We start from the raw sequence: 18,013 nt of genomic DNA, 5'->3' as shown, positions 1-18,013 counted from the left end.
TGTTGATCATCCTTTCGATGCCCCCGCCGTAAGTCCTTGAACGAGGAACTTCTGCAAGAAGGCGAACAAGATCATGATCGGAATGGCGATGAGCACCGCGCCGGCGGCGAACATCGTAAAGTTGGAGTTCTGGAAGTTGGCGACCATATCCCACATGCCGACCGCGAGCGTCCAATTCTCTTTGCTGCGAAGCACGAGGCGGGCGAAGATGAAGTCGACCCAAGCGCCCGTGAACGTCGTCAGCGCGATGTACGTCAGCATCGGACGCGACAGCGGCAGCATGATGCGCCAGAAAATCGTAAAGTGGCTCGCGCCGTCGATCCGGGCCGCTTCGTCCAAACTGCGCGGAATCGTGTCGTAGAAGCCTTTGACAATAAAGCCGCCCAGCACGGAACCGGACGAGTATACCAAGATGAGCGCCGTGTGCGTATCCAGCAGGTTCAACTGAAGCAGCAGGATGTATACGGCCACCATGCTCATGAAGCTCGGGAACATGCCGAGTATGAGCATCAGCGTAAGGATGTTCTTCCGGCCCTTGAAGCGGAAGCGCGACAGAGCATACATGCTGATCGTCGTCAACAGCGTCGAGAGAATCATCGTAACGGTCGCGATCTTCAGCGTGTTCAAGTACCACGTGCCGTATTGGAAGCTCGGGTTCGTGAACAGTTCCTTGAAGTGGTCGAGCGTCGGGTTCTCCGGGAAGAACGTCGGCGCGAACAGCGAGCTGCCCGGACGCAGCGAGGAGAAAAGCACCCACACCGCCGGATACAGCGCGCACACCGCCAAGATCAGAATGATTAAATAGGACAACGTTAAGCGGAAGACGCCGCGAGATTTCTGGCTCATTGAATCATGTCCTCCTCTTTGTACGATTTGGAACGGCGGTAGCTCCAGATAGACAGAGAAGCCACGACCAGGAAGATGATGATCCCGATTGCCGATGCCATGTTGAATTTACTTTGGGTAAGCGTCAGCTTATAGAGCCAGGTGACGAGCAAGTCCGTCGCGCCCGCGTATTGATAGTCGCCTTTGACCGGATCGCCGTTCGTCAGCAAGAATATGACGTTGAAGTTATTGATGTTGCCCGCAAATTGCATGATAAGCACCGGCGCCGTCGCGAACAGGACGAACGGCAGCGTAATGATGCGCAGTTTCTGGAACGGCGTCGCGCCGTCCACGTCGGCCGCCTCGTACAGATCTTTCGGAATCGCGGTCAAGACGCCGAGAATGAGTACCATGGAGACTGGAATGCCGACCCACATATTGACGAGGATGACGGTGACCTTCGCCCAGAACGGATCCGTCAGCCACGGCAGGCCGCCGAGTCCGAAGTAGCCGAGGTATTGATTGATCGGGCCGAATTGGCCGTTGAACAGATTGCGCATGATCAGGAGCGAGATCAGCTGCGGAATCGCGTACGGCACGATGAAGAGCGTGCGCCACAGTCCCTTGAATTTAATATCTTTCTGGTCGATCAAGAGCGCGACGAGCAGGCCGCCGAAGTATGTCGTGACGGTCGCGATAATCGCCCAGATGACCGTCCACGTAAATACGCCGTAGAACGTGTGGCTCCATGTTTTTAGACTGAGCAGATCGTTGAACGTCTGGAATCCGACCCAATCGACAAGTTTTGCCGGCGGGATGTGGTTCGGAGCCGAGTAGTTTGTAAATGCCAGCAGGATCGCCATGATGATCGGCATGATCGTCAAGAACAGAATCGAGATGCCCGGCAGCGTCAAGAGCAGCTGCGGGAACCGCTTATCGAGCGTGAAATGCATAGTGTCCTTGAACGATGCGGGAGCGCCGCCTTCATCGCGATGCTTACCGGTTCGGTACGCATCCCTGACGTTGGAAATATAAATCCAGATGAAAATAGCGAAGATGAGCAAGACGATCAAACCGTTAATGAGCAGTTGAATCGAGTGATCCGCCACCGGGACCATTTTGCCCCCGATTTTCTCCATATGAAGCGGTTTGTCGCCAAGCGTGACGACGCCCCAGATCGCTTCTCCGAGACGCGGCAGAAAATACAGCAAGCCCGCGGCTTCGACGAGCAGCAGGAGGATTCCCTTCAAGAACTGGCGGTTGTACAGTTGTCCGAGTCCCATGGACAGGACGGATAAAACCGTTGCCGTGTTACGATGCCTATGCATCCCTCCCAGCTCCTTTCCCAATGTTGTCATTTTTCTCTTTATGTCACGTCACCCGCCCCTCGTGAAGAGGGGCGGGCAGCGTGTATTTTAGTATGGTTGTGAGCGGAACGGACGGTCTAGCTGCCTTGCGCAGCGTTCGCGTCTTCGATTTGCTTCACGGCGTTGTCAAGCGATGCCTTCGGATCTTTGCCCTCGTTCCAGATGTCGGAGAGCGCCGCGCCGATTGGCGTCCAGACGTTGCCCATCTCCGGGATGGATGGCATTGGCTGGGAGTTCTTGAACTGCTCGACGAACGCTTTGATCAGCTCGTCGCCGGAGACGGCCGGATCGGCGGAAGCTTCGCTGTTCGCCGGAATTGCGCCCGTCAGTTTGAAGTCGGCCAGCTGCGCTTCCTTCGTCGAAGCGTAACGCGCGAACAGTTTCGCCGCGTTCGGGTATTTCGTGAACGTGTTGACGTACCAGCCTTTGACGCCGGAGAACGAAACGGACGGCTTGCCGTTGATGCTAGGAATAGGAGCCGCGCCGAAGTTGATGCCGGACTTCTTCAGGTCGCCGATTGCCCAAGGGCCGTCGATGTTCATTGCCAGCGTGCCGCCGGTGAACAGACCTTTTTTGATGTCGTAGTTCACGTCGCCGGATTTCAGCGGGAGAACTTCGTCTTTCAGCGTTTTGAAGTACGTCGCGCCTTCTACCGCGCCGGCATTGTTCAGGCCGATGTCGGCTTTGTCTTGACCGCCGCCGCCGAACACGTAACCGCCCGTCGTTGCAAGGAACGGATAGCTGAAGTAGAAGTTGCCGATATCCCACATGAACGCATATTTATTCGCTTTCGTATCGTTGAACGTTTTCGCGAAGGCTTTCACTTCGTCGAACGTCGTCGGAGGCGCCGCGATCAGGTCTTTGTTATAGAACATCGCGTAGGTCTCGATCGAGCGAGGGTAGCCATACAGCACGCCGTCGTATGTAACGGCCGATACCGCGTTCTCGGCGTTCTCCGCTTTGGCTTGCTCCGCGTACGTGTCGTTCGGGAGAACCAGACCCGCGGATACCGCGCGGCCGAGGTTGTCGTGCGGGAACAGGACGACGTCTGCGCCGATGCCGGCAGGGCCGTCGGTCGTCAATTTCGTCACTTGATCGCCAGCGCCGACTTCTTCCATGCGAATGTCAACGTTATATTTTTCTTTGAATTCCTTAGCCATTTGCTCTACGAAAGGACGCTCTTCTTTCGCTTCCCAAACGAGCAGCGACGCGCCTTCTTCCGGAACGAGTTCTTCCGTCGCGGTCTCGCCGCCGGCGGTGTTGTTCGTACCAGCGTTCGTTCCTTCGTTCGTCGTCGTGCCTGCGTTGGTGCCCGTGTTGTTCGTGCCTTCGTTGTTCGTACCGCCGCATGCAGCCAGCGTCAGGGACATGGCCAGCACGCTGACCAGAGCGATGCCTTTTTTCATTGCAAGAAACCCCTTTCGAATTCTGTTCTCTTTGGCCCGGCGCGTTCGCCGGAAACCGCTTGTCTCCTTAGGTCGCCTATTGTCTTAAGGCTTCCCCCGTAGCGTCCCCGAAAAGCCGTTAGACCATTACACGATTTACAAATCTGCCTTTTGGAGGACAGCGGGGGAATAAACCGCGGTTAAGTGGCAGACCGTAAAGGGTATAAGACCTTATGCAGCGGGGGCTGCGGAACCTGCACAAGCTGTGCAAACGTTTGTGCATTTTTCGACAAAAAAAGGTTTCGGAAATCGTTTTCAGCGTGAAAACCATATAAGAAAGCGTTTTACCGATGTCGTTATCATACAACATCCGAGCGTTTGAGGGAAAACGTTTGCACCGTTCGTTTCAGCGAAAAAGTCGGGAACGTTCTTTAAAATGCTTCGTTTTTCTCGATTTATCGAAGGAAATCGCATTTTCGCGCGAAAGACGTTTACGATAACATACAGGGACGTATAAGTTTCACGCTTAAAAAGGCTGCGATAGCCGTTTCGCCTTGTTTTCACTATTTACATCTTCTATTTGCTCGTTTAACATAAATATATTAGAGGACTACCTTGTGCATACGTTTGCACTAACGGGGGATTAACACTATGGTAACCATCAAAGATGTGGCTAAAATCGCGGGCGTCTCGCCTTCCACCGTCTCCAGAGTCGTCTCGGGCAATCCGAGAATCAGCACGGAAACGGCGCGGAAGGTGAAAGTGATCATGGACGAGCTTGGCTATCATCCGAATATAATGGCCAAGAGCTTGGTTTCGAAAACGACCCAAACGCTAGGCATACTGCTGCCTCGGCCGGCCGAGGAGCTGTTTCTCAACTTCTTCTTCGGCGAGCTCATTCGAGGGATCGTGACGCAAGCGACGAAAGCAGGCTACGACATGCTGATGACGACGGTGACGTCGGATCATGACGAACTGGAGACGATCTCGCGCCTCGTGCGCGGCGGTCGCGTCGACGGTTTGATTTTGCTGTCTTCCCGCAAGAACGACCCCGTCATCGAGTTTCTGAAGCAGCATAACTTTCCATTCGTGCTTGTTGGCCGAAGCGAAGAGTTTCCGGACATCATATCTATAGACAACAACAACGTGCAGGCGGCCTACGAGGCGACGAACCATTTCATCGCGCAAGGACACGAGCGGATCGGTTTCGTCAGCGGCCCGCCGAATCTGGTCGTCTCCCAAGACCGTCAGCTTGGCTATTTGCAAGCGCTCAAGGAAGCCGGCCTAGAGAACCGGCTCGAGTGGATCGTCGAAGGCGACGTGCTGCAGGAGAGCGGTTTCCGGGCGATGTCCTTCTTCATGAGCCTTCCCGAGCGGCCGACCGCGCTCGTCGTATTCGACGACCTGCTCGCCTTCGGCGTCCTGCGCGGCTTGACCGAGCTCGGCTACAGCGTGCCCGGCGACATGAGCCTGGTCAGTTTCAACAATATCCCGCTCTCGGAGCTGGCTTCGACGCCGATCAGTTCGATCGATATCGGCACGTACCAGCTGGGCTACACCGCGACGCATTCGCTGCTGCGCGCCGTTCACGACGAGCCGCTGCCGCAGAACCAGATCGTCATTCCGCACCGGCTGATCGTGCGCGAATCCTCCATTCAACCTAATACCAGAAGGACGTGAGTTCTGTTGATTAACGACAAACCTTACCTGATTGACGCGATTACGGGCAATTCCCGTTTCCTCGCCTCCCTCGGCAATACCGGCCGCATGTACCGGCTGTGGTGGCCGAACATCGACTTCCCGCAGCACGTGGACAAAATCCGCAGCGGCCTGTTCTTCGAGAACGGGCTGGGCGGCACGTCGTGGTTCGACGAGCCGGACTACGGCTGGATTCACGAAGCGGCGTACGTCCCGGACACGAATATTTTCCGCGTCACGGCCAACCACCGCACGCTGCCGGTAACGGCGGTCACGGTCGATTATGCCGTGCCGGGCGAAGACTTCCATGTTCGCGACTACACGTTCACGAACACGGGCGACGAGCCCGTTTCGTTCCAGTTCATGTTCTACTCGTCCTTCAGCATCACCGAGAACAAGTTGTACAACACGGTGTTCTTCGATGAAGAGGCGGACGCGATCGTCCACTACCGTCACCGGTATTTTTTTTCAATCGGCAGTTCAAACGTTTGCACAGGTTTCCAGGCGGGCTTCGCGTGGGAAGCGGCCGACACCGGCGCGCTCCGCGGCAGCATGATCGAAATGACGACCGACGGCGGCATGAGCTGGAAGATATCGGAGCTTGCGCCGGGCGCATCGGTCACGATTCCGGTCTATATCGCGGCCGGCAACGATCGCTTCGAATCGCTCGCGGCGCTGGCTAAGGCGAAATCCAAGCCTTCGACCGAGTGGTTCGCCGAGTCGTCGCAATACTGGCACGAATTCGTCGCCGCGGCCACGCCTTGCCCGACGGACGATCCGGAGACCAAGGATCTATACGTCCGCTCCCTGCTGATGTTCAAGCTGATGTCCGACGAGAAAACGGGCAGCATCGTCGCGGCTCCGGAATTCGACGAGAACTTCACCCGCTGCGGCGGCTATTCCTACTGCTGGGGACGCGACGCGGCGTTCATCACGACCGCGCTCGACAAAGCGGGCCTCGGCAGCCTGACCGACCGGTTCTACGACTGGGCGCTCACCGCGCAGGATCCGGACGGCTCGTGGCAGCAGCGCCACTTCCATGACGGCAGCCTGGCGCCGTCGTGGGGCATTCAGCTGGACGAAGGCGCCTCGCTCATCTGGGGCATGTGGGAGCATTACAAGCACACCGGCTCCCGCGAATTCGCCGAGCGCGTGTGGCCAGCCGTCGCCAAGGGCGCCGCGTTCCTCGTCACGACGCTCGATCCGGAGACAGGTCTTCCGAGCCCGAGCCGCGATCTGTGGGAAGAGCGCGAAGCGGAGCACACGTATTCGGCCGCTGCCGTCTTCGGCGGGCTGAGCGCCGCGGCGTCGTTCGCCGATCTTCAAGGGCAAGCGGAGCTGGCCGCCGAATGGTCGGCCGCGGCGAGCCGGGTGTCGGCCGGACTGGATGCGCACGGCTATAACGAAGCGCGCGACAGCTTCTACCGCGCGCTTAAGCTTACCGTCTACCCGCACGTGTATCATGAAGCGGCCGAGCGCGGCGAGCAAGTATTCACGAAGACGAGCGCGAAAGGCTACGTGACGCATCATGTGCAGCATGATCCGGTTATCGACATCAGCCTTCTCGGCATCTCCGTTCCGTTCGGCGCCGTGGCGCCGGAAGATACGCGGATGCAGAAGACGGCCGACGTCGTCGAGCGCGAGCTCACGATGCCGGGCGTAGGCGGTATCAAGCGATACGAGGACGACACGTACGCGGGCGGCAACCCTTGGGTGCTGACGACGCTGTGGCTGGCCCATTACCGCATCGCGAACGGCCAATACGACGAAGCGAAGAAGCATCTGCGCTGGGCCATGGACCACCGCACGCAGACCGGCCTGCTGCCGGAGCAAGTCGACAAAGTGACGGGCGAGACCGCTTGGGTCGTGCCGCTCACGTGGTCGCACGCGATGTTCGTGCTGACGATCTTCATGCTGGCCGAGAAAGGGCAATTTTAGGGAAGGGCTTCGCCCTTTGACAACCCGTTTTTTTGCCCTCTGGACTCCCTTTTTCGTGCTGCCGCACTTGTTCCCGGTCGGCGATTGGGCTTGAGCGGGGCTCGCTTTTGTCCTCACGGACAAAGCTTCATTAGGTTTTGAAGTCCGTCCTAAGACTTAAGCCTGTCAACTATAGGTCCTAGTTGGCTTCATCCGACGTTTTTCCTTAACCTGACAGCATTGGCGGATTTTAACCAGAGAGTTTGCATATGCTTCCGAAGTCGTTTTTCTCCGAAAAACGTTCGACTCCGCAAATAAGCGTGGCTCGGTTCGCGGCCGTCCTTGATGTGTCCTTTCGCGGGGAGCCCACTAGTCCCTCGGACTGGCTTTTGTTCGAGCTTCGTTCGTTACGGTTTGCCTTGTGGCGTAAACCTTTTACTTCGGACACTTGGCGGGACATCGTGCTGACCTTCGCTTTCGTCCGCTTCCGCGGACACGCTTTACGTTTACATTCACAACCTAACAACAACAATTAAGCCTGCAAGGAGCAGCGGCTTTACGCCGCCTGCCCTTGCAGGCTTTTTTAGGTTCGCTGGAGCAGGACGCCCATGAATTGCGCCCGGTTGGCGACGCCGTATTTGCGATAGATCGCGCCTACGTGCTTCTTCACCGTGACGACGCTTACGAAGACCGTGCCGGCAATATCCGCGAGGGTTCGCCCCTCCGCCAACAGCAGCGCCACTTCTCGCTCCCGCTCCGTAAGCGGCTCTTGCGGCGCCGGCAGCGCGAACGACCCGCTAGCCACGGCCAAGGCCGCGGCTGGGGAGGACGCTACCCGTTCGGCGGGGAGGCCGATCATGCGCGAAGCATAGCGCGCGAAATGCTCGCCGGCGAGCCGCAGCTCGTAGACGTCGGCCATGCCATGCCGACTCCCGTATGCCGGATGCCCAGCGCCATCCACGGCTTCGAACCCCACGCTGCGATGGCTGTCCGCGTAGAAGGTCAACGGCGGCGGCGACGCGGCCAGCGTCTCGTAGACATACAGGCAATCGAGCAGCAGGCGGAAGGACGCGTGGCGCAGCCCCTCGTCCGACAAGTCGGCCACGTCGATCGTGCGGATGAACGCGCTCTTTCCTCGGTATAACGCATCTAGAGCGCCAGGCGTCTTCGACGCCATGTAGGAGGCGGCATAAGGATTCCTGCGCAGCAGGTCCTCGGTCGCCGGCGAGATCGGCCAGATGACGGCCAGTCCCGCCGCCTCGCCCGTCTCCGTCAGAAGCAGCTTGCGAACCGCGCGCTCGTCGCGCAGCTCCTCGGCGCCGATGTCCGCCAGGCGCAACACGCTCTCCTCCGACGACAGCGAATAGCGGAACAACGACGCGCTCGCCGGGTCGGCGCAAGCGACGGATTGCGGCGCCGCGCCTTCGCGACGGCGAGCGAGATACGCATCGGCCAGCGGTAGCAGCCGATCCTCCAGCGGCACCCAGCGGTAGGCGGAAGACTCCACGGCGCGATAATGCGCCCGCAAGATCGGATGCTCCGCGTAATAGAGCAGATCGGACATCGCCTCGCCGCTTCGTCCCGTCGCGCCCGCGCTCCCGCGGTCGCGCAGCGCCTCCAACGCGTAAGCGGCCGCGCGCCCTCTCGCCTCCTCATATTGCAAAGGCGCCGTCCGCTTGTATAAGGCGCGCAGCGCTTCCTTCAGCTGCGGCTGAACGGTCCAGCCGCAGCTGGCGCGTTCCGTCGCCCAGCTTCCGGTCAACCGATCGAACGCCTCCCAGCCGAGCGGCCGCCCCATGGTCGCGGACAAGCTCTCCCGCTGGAACGATCGCATCAGCGCGGCGTGCAGCAGCCCCTCGCGCGCCTCTTCGTTCGGCAGTTCCGCGAGCCATCCCCGCACCGCCTGCTCCAGCAGATCGGCGGCTCCCGCCACGGAGGACCCGGCCTCGCCGTGCCGGAGCGCGCTCTCCGCGGCAAGCGCCATCGTCAGCGGATGGCCTCTGGACGCGAGCCACAGCCGCTCGCCGAGCTCTTCGCCGAGCTCCAGCCGCCCCGCGTACCGCCGCACGTCTTCTGCCGATAGGCCGCTCAGCGCGAGCGTCTTCAAGAGACGGCTCCATCCCGGTTCGCGCGCGAACAGCCGGATCGGCTGCCGGCTGGCCGCCGCCACGAGCAGACGCATGGGCAGTCGGGAGAACATCTTCTCGCGGAGCCACCGGTCGAGCGCGCCGCCGGCTTCATAGGAATCGATCGCCAGCAAGACCGTCTCCCCGTTCGGCTGCTCCCCGCACAGCTTAACGAGCTTCTCGATCGCCCGCTCCATGAGCGAATCCGACCCTTCGCTCCTTCTCTCCGCCGGCAAGCAAGCTTCGCCATCCTGCGGCAGCGCGGCGTCCAGCGCCCGCAGCAGCGCCGGCAGCCAATCTTCCGCCGTCGCGCGCTCCCCGGCATCGGCGCGCAGCCAGCATGCGCCTTCGGCCTCCGCGATCGTCCTCCACGCGGCGAGCAGGCGCGTCTTGCCCATGCCGGCCGCGCCGGTCACGTTCAGCATCCGCGCGCCGCCGAGGTCGTTCGCGCCGCGCAGGAACGCCCGGAATTCATCCGTTTCCCGCCCGCGACCGACCAGCAGCCGCTCTTCCCAATCGGCCAACGAATGGCCCCAAGTCAACCCCTTGCCGGTCTCGCTTCGCATTTCCCATCACCACGCCTATACGGATTTTGGTTCACAGTATACTACAGACGGATACCGGCGTGTAGCCTTTTCGATACCGCGGTATACTGCCCGGCTCGCCTCTGTGGCCTGTATGCTGAGAGAGAACCCGTCAACAGCTTACGAACGGAGGAACTTCTATCATGCATTCGCTCTACACCGAATTTCTGGCCGGCGATGCGGCCGCGCTCGAGCGGCTGAAGACGCCCGGGCCGCTGAGCGGCTCCGAGATCCTGCTGCGCTCGCTCCTGCTCGAAGGCGTGGAATGCGTCTTCGGCTATCCGGGCGGCGCGGTGCTTTATATTTATGACGCCATGCACGGCAACGAGCAGTTCCGTCATGTGCTCGCGCGGCATGAACAGGGAGCCATCCACGCCGCGGACGGTTATGCGCGCGCCAGCGGCCGCACCGGCGTCTGCCTGGCGACGTCCGGCCCCGGCGCGGCCAATCTGGTGACCGGCATCGCCACCGCTTACATGGACTCGGTCCCGCTCGTGGTCATCACGGGCAACGTCCCGACCGACCAGATCGGAACCGACGCGTTCCAGGAAGCCGATATCGTCGGCATGACAATGCCGGTGACCAAACACAGCTTCTTCGTGCGCCATGCCGCCGACATCGCGTCGACCGTGCGCAAGGCGTTCCATATCGCGTCCACCGGCCGCAAAGGCCCCGTGCTAATCGATATCCCGAAGGACGTCTCCGCGCAGATCGCGGAATTCATCTACCCCGGCGAAGTCGAGCTCCCGGGCTATCGCATGCCCGGCGAGCCGGACGGCGCGCGCATCGAGGCGATTCTCGCCAAGCTCGCCGAAGCGCGGCGGCCCGTCCTGCTCGCCGGCGGCGGCATCATGCACGGCGAGGCGCCGGAGCGGCTCGCCGCCTTCGCCGCGGCGTCCGGCATCCCGGTCGTCACGACGCTGATGGGCCTCGGCGGCCTCCCGGCCAGCCATCCGTGCTGGATCGGCTGGCCCGGCATGCACGGCAGCGTCGCGGCCAACCGCGCGCTCGTCGAGACCGACTGTCTGCTCGCGATCGGCGCCCGCTTCGACGACCGCGTCACGATGAAGCTGGCCGGCTTCGCGCCGGACGCCGCCGTCATTCACGTCGACATCGACGCGGCCGAGATCGGCAAGATTCTCCCCGCGCAGCTGGCGGTTCAAGCCGACGCGGGCGTCGTGCTCGGCCTGCTGCTCGACCAAGGCGCCCGCCTCGAAGCCGCTCGTTACGAGCCTTGGCTGACGAGCCTTCGGGATCTGAACGAACAACAGCCGCTCCGCTATGACGACTATGACCCCGCCCGGCTGAAGCCGCAGTTCGTCGTCGAACTGATCGGCCGGACCGAACCCGGGCGGCGCATCGTCACGACCGACGTCGGCCAGCACCAAATGTGGGCCGCGCAGTTCTGCGCGTACGAACGCCCCCGCTCCTTCCTCACCTCCGGCGGACTCGGCACGATGGGCTTCGGCCTGCCTTCGGCCATCGGCGCGCAGATCGCGAGACCGAACGCGCTCGTCGTCTCCGTCAACGGGGACGGCGGCATCCAGATGTGCGCCCAGGAGCTCGCCGTATGCAGCATTCACCGGCTGCCGCTCAAGATCGTCGTGCTCAACAACCGCACGCTCGGCATGATCCGGCAGTGGCAGGAGATCATCTACGAGGGACGCCACAGCCATATCGATCTATCCGGCAGTCCCGATTTCGTGAAGCTGGCGGAGGCCTACGGCGTCAAGGGTCTCCGCGCTTCGAACAAAGCGCAGGCCGAGCTCGTCTGGCAAGAAGCGCTCGCGCATGACGGGCCCGTCCTGCTCGACTTCTGGATCGATCCCGAGGAACTCGTGCTGCCGATGATTCGCGTCGGCGGCTCGCTGTCGGACATGATTACCGCGGTGCCCGGCGTCCTCGAACCGAAAGGAGGGTCCCCGCGATGAGCGCTGCTCCCCTATCCGCCGCGAAGCCCCGTAATCGACAGGATGCGGAGGAAAGCACGCTGTTCTCCCTGCTCGCCGCCGACAGTCCCGGCGTGCTGCAGCGCGTCTGCGCGCTCTTAAGCCGGCGAGGCATCAATATCGACAGCATCGCGGTCGGCGGCAGCGAACGATCCGGCTTCTCCCGCATTACGCTGCAGACCGCCCGCGACGTCCATGCCGCTCCCACCCAGATCGCGCATCAGCTGGATAAGTTGATCGACGTGCTGGACATCGCGAATCTCCCCCCGCAAGCCGCCATTCAGCGGGAGATCGCGCTCATACGCCTCGAAGCCTGCGAGGCTGCGATATCGCGCGTTCAACAATTAAGCGCCGGCGGTCGCTGCGAACTCGTCTCCGCCTCCTCTGCCGCGCTGCTGCTCCAGATGTCCGGCGAGCCTCGGCGGATCGACGAGCTTCTTCGCGAGCTTGCCCCTCACGTTCGCCAGGTAACCCGCAGCGGCATGATTGCCGCCCTCCCCGAACAGTAATCCCATTCACGCCACAAAAAAGACCCTGAAGCACGCGGCCATCCGCCGCCCTTCAGGGTCTTCCTCCATCTCTTCCTTGCCTACATGCCCTGCAGATGGCCAGCCGCGACGCTGTTGCGCGTGCGCTTGGCTTCGTACAGCGCCAGGTCGGCGGCCGCCACGAGCTCCTCCCAGCTATCCGCCGCGCCCGCGGCGACGCCCATGCTGACGGTGACGTAGCGGCTTACCGTCGACTTGGCATGCGGGATGCGCGACGCCTCGACGCGGGCCCGAATCGCCTCCGCCAACTCGAGCGCCTGCCGCTCCGAAGCGCCCGGCAGGACGCAGGCGAACTCTTCGCCGCCGTAACGGGCGACGAAGCTGCCCGGCAGGACGAGCATGTCGTGGGCGAGCTGCGCCACCCGCTTCAGCACCGTATCGCCGCCTTGATGGCCGTAGTTGTCGTTGTACATTTTGAAGCAGTCGATATCCAGCAGAGCGATCGCGAATCCGCCGTCCTCGCCGGTCCGCTTCGCCCACTCCGCCTCCGTCTGGGCGTCGAAGTAACGACGATTGTATACGCTCGTCAGCCCGTCCATGGAGGAAAGTCGCACAAGCGAGTCGTTCGCCTTCTGCAGCTCCGTCTCGCTCTTTACCCGCTTCGAGATATCCGTCAAGGATACGAGCACGCCGTTCACTTCGCCCTGCTTGTTCTTGAACGGCGCCGCGTTGCAGGAGACGATGATTCGCCCCTTCTCGCCTTGATGAATGCTCAGCTCCAGGTTGTTCATCGGCTTGCCGTCGCGAATGACGCGCAGGAACGGCGGCCCCTCTTCGCCGAATCGGACTCCGCCGCGATCGGCCAAGTTCCACAGACAGAAGCTCGCCGCATCGCCGGAACCGCCGCCGACCTGAATGCCCAGCATCTGCTCGGCCATATGGTTCGCCAGCGTGATCGCGCCGGTATCGTCGAAGACGAGAATGCCGTTGGGCACCGTTTCGATGATCGTATCGAGCCGGTCTTTCGCTTCCTCTACCGTCTGCTCCAGCCCCTTGCGCTCGTTGACGTTGCGCAGGTAGACGGTGAGCCCTTCCTTGGACGGGTAAATATGCGTTTCGAACCAGGCGTTGTACAGTTCGGAGAATTCTTCGAACGACACTTTGACCTGCTCGGACATCGCTTTGCGGTAAGCGGAACCGAAAGGCGAAGCCGCGATGCCCGGGTAAAGGTCCCACAGCACGCGCCCGGTCAGCTGCTCGGCCGTGCGGCCCAAGTAGCGTTCGGCTTCCTGGTTCACGTACGTGAACCGCCACTCCCGGTCGACGACCGCGAACGTGTCGGTAATGCTCTCCAAAATATTTTTCAGCCATGCCTCCGACTTCATGTAAGCTTCCTGAACCTGCTTGAACTCGGTCACCTCGCGGCCGACCGAGACGATGCCGGTAATGCGCCCGTCCGTCTGGATGAACGGCGAATAGGAGGTGATGTAATATCGCATGCCCCCGGCCGCCGTCTTCAGCGCCCACTCCTGCACGGACGGCTCGCCAGCGAAAGCCTGGCGCAGCGCCTCCTTATGCGGCTCCGCCGCCTCGCTCGGCAGCAGCTCGTCCAAGCTCTTGCCCAAGAAGAACTCGACCGGGTTGAGCAGATCCTGCACCGGGCGGCCGAACATGCCGCTCACGCGCATGTCTTCGTCGAAGATCGTAATCGTCTCGTCGATGGAGTTGACGAGCGAGCGGAACCGCTCCTCGTTCTTGGCTAGTTCGCGCTGCGCGCGGCGCTGTTCGGTAATATCGATGCCGGTGGCGATCACGAACTGCACGCGGCCGGAGGCGTCCTTCATCGTCGCGTTCGACCACGCCACCCAATGGATGCGGCCGTCCCACGCCTCCCACCGCTGCTCGAACTTCGCGATGACCTCTCCCGTGCGCGCGAAATGCTCCATATGAAGACGGATATCCTCCCGTTCCTTCGGCAGCGACTGCAGCTCGTGCAGGGGCCGGCCCCGCGCCTCGTCCGCCGTATGTCCGCTCAGCGTCTCGCAAGCTTGGTTGAACCGCACGACCCGCCCTTCGTGATCGAGCACGATAATGAACGAGGCGGCCGTGTTCAGCACGGAGTCCGCGAACGCCTGCTCGACCTGCAGCTTCTCCACCGTCTTGCCGAGCGTGACCGACATGCCGTTATACACCTGCAGCAGTTCGTCCAACTCGACGGTGGAATCTTTGGTCGCGCCCGCGTCGATCACATAGCCGTACTGACCGTTCTGGATGCCCCGGACGCCGCGCAGCAGCTCTTCGATCGGCCGGCTCAGATGCGCGGCCACGCGAGATGAGGCGTAAGCGGCAGCCAAGAGCGCTATCAAGATGATGAGCGCCGTCATAATTAGCTGCGCGTAGATCGACTTCAAAACAACTTCGATGCCCGTCTCCGCGACGATCAGCCACCGTCCGTTGTTGGTCCAGGCGTAAGCCCCGTAGACTTCGCGCCCGTCATAATTGGCGTAGGACTCCGTCAACTGATGCCCGCTCGCGGCCGCCTGCGTCAAAGGCGTCTCCATCATCTCGCCTAACGCCAGTCGCGTGCCGGTAATCATCGTTCCGTCCAGCGCCACGAGGTACGACTCGCCATCCGTCCCGTACTGGAACTGTTTCATCAGCCCTTCGATCGTGGTCAGCTCGACCGCGCCGGTGATAAGCCCGGCGAATTCGTTATTCTTATCCGTGATCGGCGAGGCGAAAATAATGACGGGCTTGCCGTTATATTTGGAGATCAGCGTCCCGGAGATCGTCTCCTTCAGCAGCTTGCCCTCCTGGTAATACTCCCGATCGGTTAGATTCGTCGTTTTGCCGTGCAGGTCGCCGATGCCGTCCTTGTTCACGAACGTGATATAACTGAATTCCTTGCGCCCGGCCAGCACCTGTTGAAGATCGCCCCGCATCGCGTTCTCGTCCAGCGACTTGACCGATTGGGAATGGGCCAGGATATGAATATCCCCCATTCGTTCGGCCAGCCACTTCTCCAGGAACGCATGCTCCAGCATGACCGTTTGCTTCAGCTGGTCGAGCGCTTTCTCTCTATGATGGTCATATTCGATATACGTAAAAACCGCCATGCACGTGATGGCGACCGATAACACAAGCAGCATCATCTGCCTGCGAAATTTGCGATGAAGCGTATTCGGACGCGAACGCCGGTTAAACAGCCGATTCATGATGTTGGCTCCGTTCTATCCAGTCTGGCGCGGCATCTCCCGGACGAACCCATCTTGTCCGGAAATCTTTCTCGCCGCGCTTCTGACTTATTCGACAAGGTTTGACATATTCCTACTAGCGCACGCGTTGAAATATATGGCTTCCTTGGCGGCGATGGCCTTCATGCAGCTTTCCGACGAAAACGAAAAAAGCCGCCCTTCCCCCTTCCGGTTCCGGAGCAGCCGATCGTTTCGTTATTAATGAGCTAAAAAAAGACTACGGCCGAGCCGCCTGCGCGAGCACTTCGGCAATTGCCTCGTTGACCGGCGCAAGCCTCGGACTGCCGATCGCTTCGTCGCTAAGCTTCCCATTCGCCTTCATCCGCAGCACCCGAAGCACGCTCTCGTTCAGCCGGGCTTCGGTCAGTTCGCCCCGCTTGACGCTGGCCGCAATCGCCGCGATCGCCTTATCGACGTTGCCATACTTATGGGCGATGAGCACGAGATCCGCCCCCGCCTTGACGGATAACGCCGCCGCTTCGCCTATGCCGTAATGGTCGGCAATCGCGCCCATCGTCAGGTCGTCGGTAATGACGACGCCTTGGAAGCCGAGCATGCCCCGCAGCTGGTCGGTGACGATCGTCTTCGACAACGAAGCCGGATAGTCCGGATCGATCTTGGGGAACAGAATATGGGCCACCATGACCGCGCCCGCCCCTTCTTGGATCGCCGCCTCGAACGGCTTCCACTCGAAGGCCTTCAGCTCGTCCAGCCCTTTGTTCACCACGGGCAAGTCCAAGTGCGAATCGACTGCCGTATCGCCATGTCCCGGGAAATGCTTCACGACGGGGATGACGCCTTGCGAGCGGATCCCCTTCATCGTCGCCAGCCCCATCTCCGTCACGATCTTCTCGCCGCTGCCGAACGCGCGCCCGCCTATGACCGGATTCGCCGGATTGCTGTTAATATCGAGCACGGGCGCGAAGTCGACGTTCAGCCCGAGCTGGAGACACGCCCGCGCCAGAATTTCGCCGACGTCCTCGGCCAGCCCCGCATCGCCCGTATCGCCGATGACGCGGGCATTGGGCAGCTTCTTCAGCTCCGGCAGCCGACTCACTTTCCCGCCTTCTTGATCGACCGACAGCAGCAACGGCGCCGCGCCGCCGGCATTCCACGCCTTCAGCTGATTCACGTACCGAATGACGCTCTCCGCCGAAGCCAGATTATCTTTGTAGAAAATAACGCCGCCCACGTGCTGATCGCGGATCATCCGCTTCGCGCCGGCATCCGCCGCCGTCCCGTCCACGCCGGCCACGATGAGCTGTCCGATCCGCTCCTCTAGCGTCATGCCGGCGATCTGCCGCAGTAACGCCGCATCCGCCGCGCTTCCTGCGGCGTCCGCCTCGGCGGCGCCCGAAGAAGCGCCGGGGGTGCTCGCAACCGCGCCGCCGCCCACCGTCGATGGATTCGGCGCTTCCTCATGCGCCTCGCCCGCCGTCCCCGTCTGCGGCTGTCCGTCCGCCTTCGTCCCCGGATTCGCCGCGACCTGCCCGTTATCGCCCGCCGCTCCGCTCGTCGCATTAGCCGCGTCGTTCGTGCTCGCCACGCCGCTGGTCTCCACCGCCTGCCGCTGGCCGCCGGCACATCCGGCTGCCGTCGCCGCGAGCAGCAGCGCCGCGGCCGCGGTCGCCGTTCTTCTCATTCGATCGCGCATTTCGGCATCGCTCCCGTCCTCCTAGGTTAGCTTCATTGTCGGCCATGCGGCCTTCCGTTCATACGCGCCGCAACGGGACTGAAGCTCTTGCCTGTATGATTGTTGACGAGACCCGCCTTCCAAAAGTTGCCCCTAGCCGCCGCCCGACCGCAAGATGGCGCCTATTCGCCCAACACCTTCTGATAGCTCGCGATATCAAGCCGGCGGCCGAACTTGAACCCGACTTCTTTGAAATGGGCGCATTTCTCATAGCCCAGCCGCTCGAACAGCCGGATGCTGCGCTCGTTCTCCGTGCAGATCGTCGCCACCAACGTATGGAAACCGATCTTGCGCGCTTCTTCCTCGAGGAACGCGACGGCGGACGGCCCGAGCCGGTTGCCCGCCTGCTCAGGAGCCAAGTAGACCGTCACCTCTGCGGTCACGTCGTAAGCCTGCTTGTTCTTATGCTGCGTGAATAGGGCGTATCCGGCCATTTCGCCTTCGACCTCGATCACGTACGTCTTGTAGCGCGGATTCGGATTGCATACGTTCACCCGCATTTCGTCGAGCGTGACCTCCGCCGTATGGAATGAGATCGTCGTATTCGCCACGTAATAGTTATAAATGTCGCGAGCCTTCGTCAAATGACGCGCTTCATTGAACGCTACTATTTTCATCCTCGTAACCTCCCTATATCTATCCATAAGAAATTCCCCAATCCCCGACCGTTCTCCTCTCGCCCTTGCGCCATTTGTGCGATAGCACAAAAATCCCCCGCGCGGCTTCG

11 protein-coding genes are annotated in these 18,013 nt (G+C 61.2%); 4 read left to right on the top strand and 7 right to left on the bottom strand.

Features of this window, described 5'->3' with window-relative positions; translation table 11 throughout:
• Positions 1–6: 6 nt before the first annotated feature.
• The 3 genes from BCM02_RS12985 to BCM02_RS12975 all read right to left on the bottom strand — a co-directional run bounded on the left by BCM02_RS12985 (position 7) and on the right by BCM02_RS12975 (position 3,598).
• Complete coding sequence (locus BCM02_RS12985; protein WP_148929521.1) at positions 7–846, bottom strand: sugar ABC transporter permease; 840 nt, start codon at positions 844–846, stop codon at positions 7–9.
• A complete protein-coding gene (locus BCM02_RS12980) occupies positions 843–2,153 on the bottom strand; it encodes a carbohydrate ABC transporter permease (RefSeq protein WP_148929520.1) in 1,311 nt (436 codons plus the stop codon). The genes BCM02_RS12985 and BCM02_RS12980 overlap by 4 nt, the downstream gene beginning before the upstream one ends.
• Positions 2,154–2,269: 116 nt before the next feature.
• Positions 2,270–3,598: a sugar ABC transporter substrate-binding protein gene (locus BCM02_RS12975; RefSeq protein WP_148929519.1), complete on the bottom strand. Its 1,329-nt coding sequence runs from the start codon at positions 3,596–3,598 to the stop codon at positions 2,270–2,272.
• Positions 3,599–4,228: 630 nt separating this feature from the next.
• Here BCM02_RS12975 and BCM02_RS12970 point away from each other — a divergent pair.
• Complete coding sequence (locus tag BCM02_RS12970; protein WP_148929518.1) at positions 4,229–5,257, top strand: LacI family DNA-binding transcriptional regulator; 1,029 nt, start codon at positions 4,229–4,231, stop codon at positions 5,255–5,257.
• 6 nt (positions 5,258–5,263) lie between these two features.
• Positions 5,264–7,213 carry a glycoside hydrolase family 15 protein gene (locus tag BCM02_RS12965; RefSeq protein ID WP_246183354.1) on the top strand — a complete coding sequence of 650 codons (1,950 nt, stop codon included), beginning with the start codon at positions 5,264–5,266 and terminating at the stop codon, positions 7,211–7,213.
• A 562-nt stretch (positions 7,214–7,775) separates the two neighbouring features.
• Here BCM02_RS12965 and BCM02_RS12960 read toward each other — a convergent pair.
• Positions 7,776–9,884 (bottom strand): helix-turn-helix transcriptional regulator, encoded by a 2,109-nt coding sequence (locus tag BCM02_RS12960; protein ID WP_148929517.1) that lies wholly within the window; start codon positions 9,882–9,884, stop codon positions 7,776–7,778.
• Between the two features lie 161 nt (positions 9,885–10,045).
• On the opposite strand from BCM02_RS12960, the gene ilvB reads away from it, so the two are divergent.
• Entirely contained in the window at positions 10,046–11,833 is a 1,788-nt protein-coding gene (gene ilvB / locus BCM02_RS12955) for a biosynthetic-type acetolactate synthase large subunit (protein ID WP_148929516.1), read from the top strand.
• Positions 11,830–12,360: an acetolactate synthase small subunit gene (gene ilvN, locus BCM02_RS12950; RefSeq protein ID WP_148929515.1), complete on the top strand. Its 531-nt coding sequence runs from the start codon at positions 11,830–11,832 to the stop codon at positions 12,358–12,360. The genes ilvB and ilvN overlap by 4 nt, the downstream gene beginning before the upstream one ends.
• Before the next feature lie 80 nt (positions 12,361–12,440).
• Here ilvN and BCM02_RS12945 read toward each other — a convergent pair whose 3' ends face one another.
• The 3 genes from BCM02_RS12945 to BCM02_RS12935 all read right to left on the bottom strand — a co-directional run bounded on the left by BCM02_RS12945 (position 12,441) and on the right by BCM02_RS12935 (position 17,903).
• Positions 12,441–15,554, bottom strand: a complete 3,114-nt coding sequence (locus BCM02_RS12945; RefSeq protein WP_148929514.1) for a PAS domain-containing protein — start codon at positions 15,552–15,554, stop codon at positions 12,441–12,443.
• Positions 15,555–15,810: 256 nt separating this feature from the next.
• Positions 15,811–17,247, bottom strand: a complete 1,437-nt coding sequence (gene nagZ / locus BCM02_RS12940) for a beta-N-acetylhexosaminidase (RefSeq protein WP_246183353.1) — start codon at positions 17,245–17,247, stop codon at positions 15,811–15,813.
• A gap of 161 nt (positions 17,248–17,408) precedes the next feature.
• Positions 17,409–17,903: a GNAT family N-acetyltransferase gene (locus tag BCM02_RS12935; RefSeq protein WP_148929513.1), complete on the bottom strand. Its 495-nt coding sequence runs from the start codon at positions 17,901–17,903 to the stop codon at positions 17,409–17,411.
• Positions 17,904–18,013: the final 110 nt, after the last annotated feature.

The organism is Paenibacillus methanolicus, from assembly GCF_008124765.1.
Lineage (GTDB): Bacteria > Bacillota > Bacilli > Paenibacillales > Paenibacillaceae > Paenibacillus_Z > Paenibacillus_Z methanolicus.
This window is presented reverse-complemented; position numbering and strand designations above follow the sequence as displayed.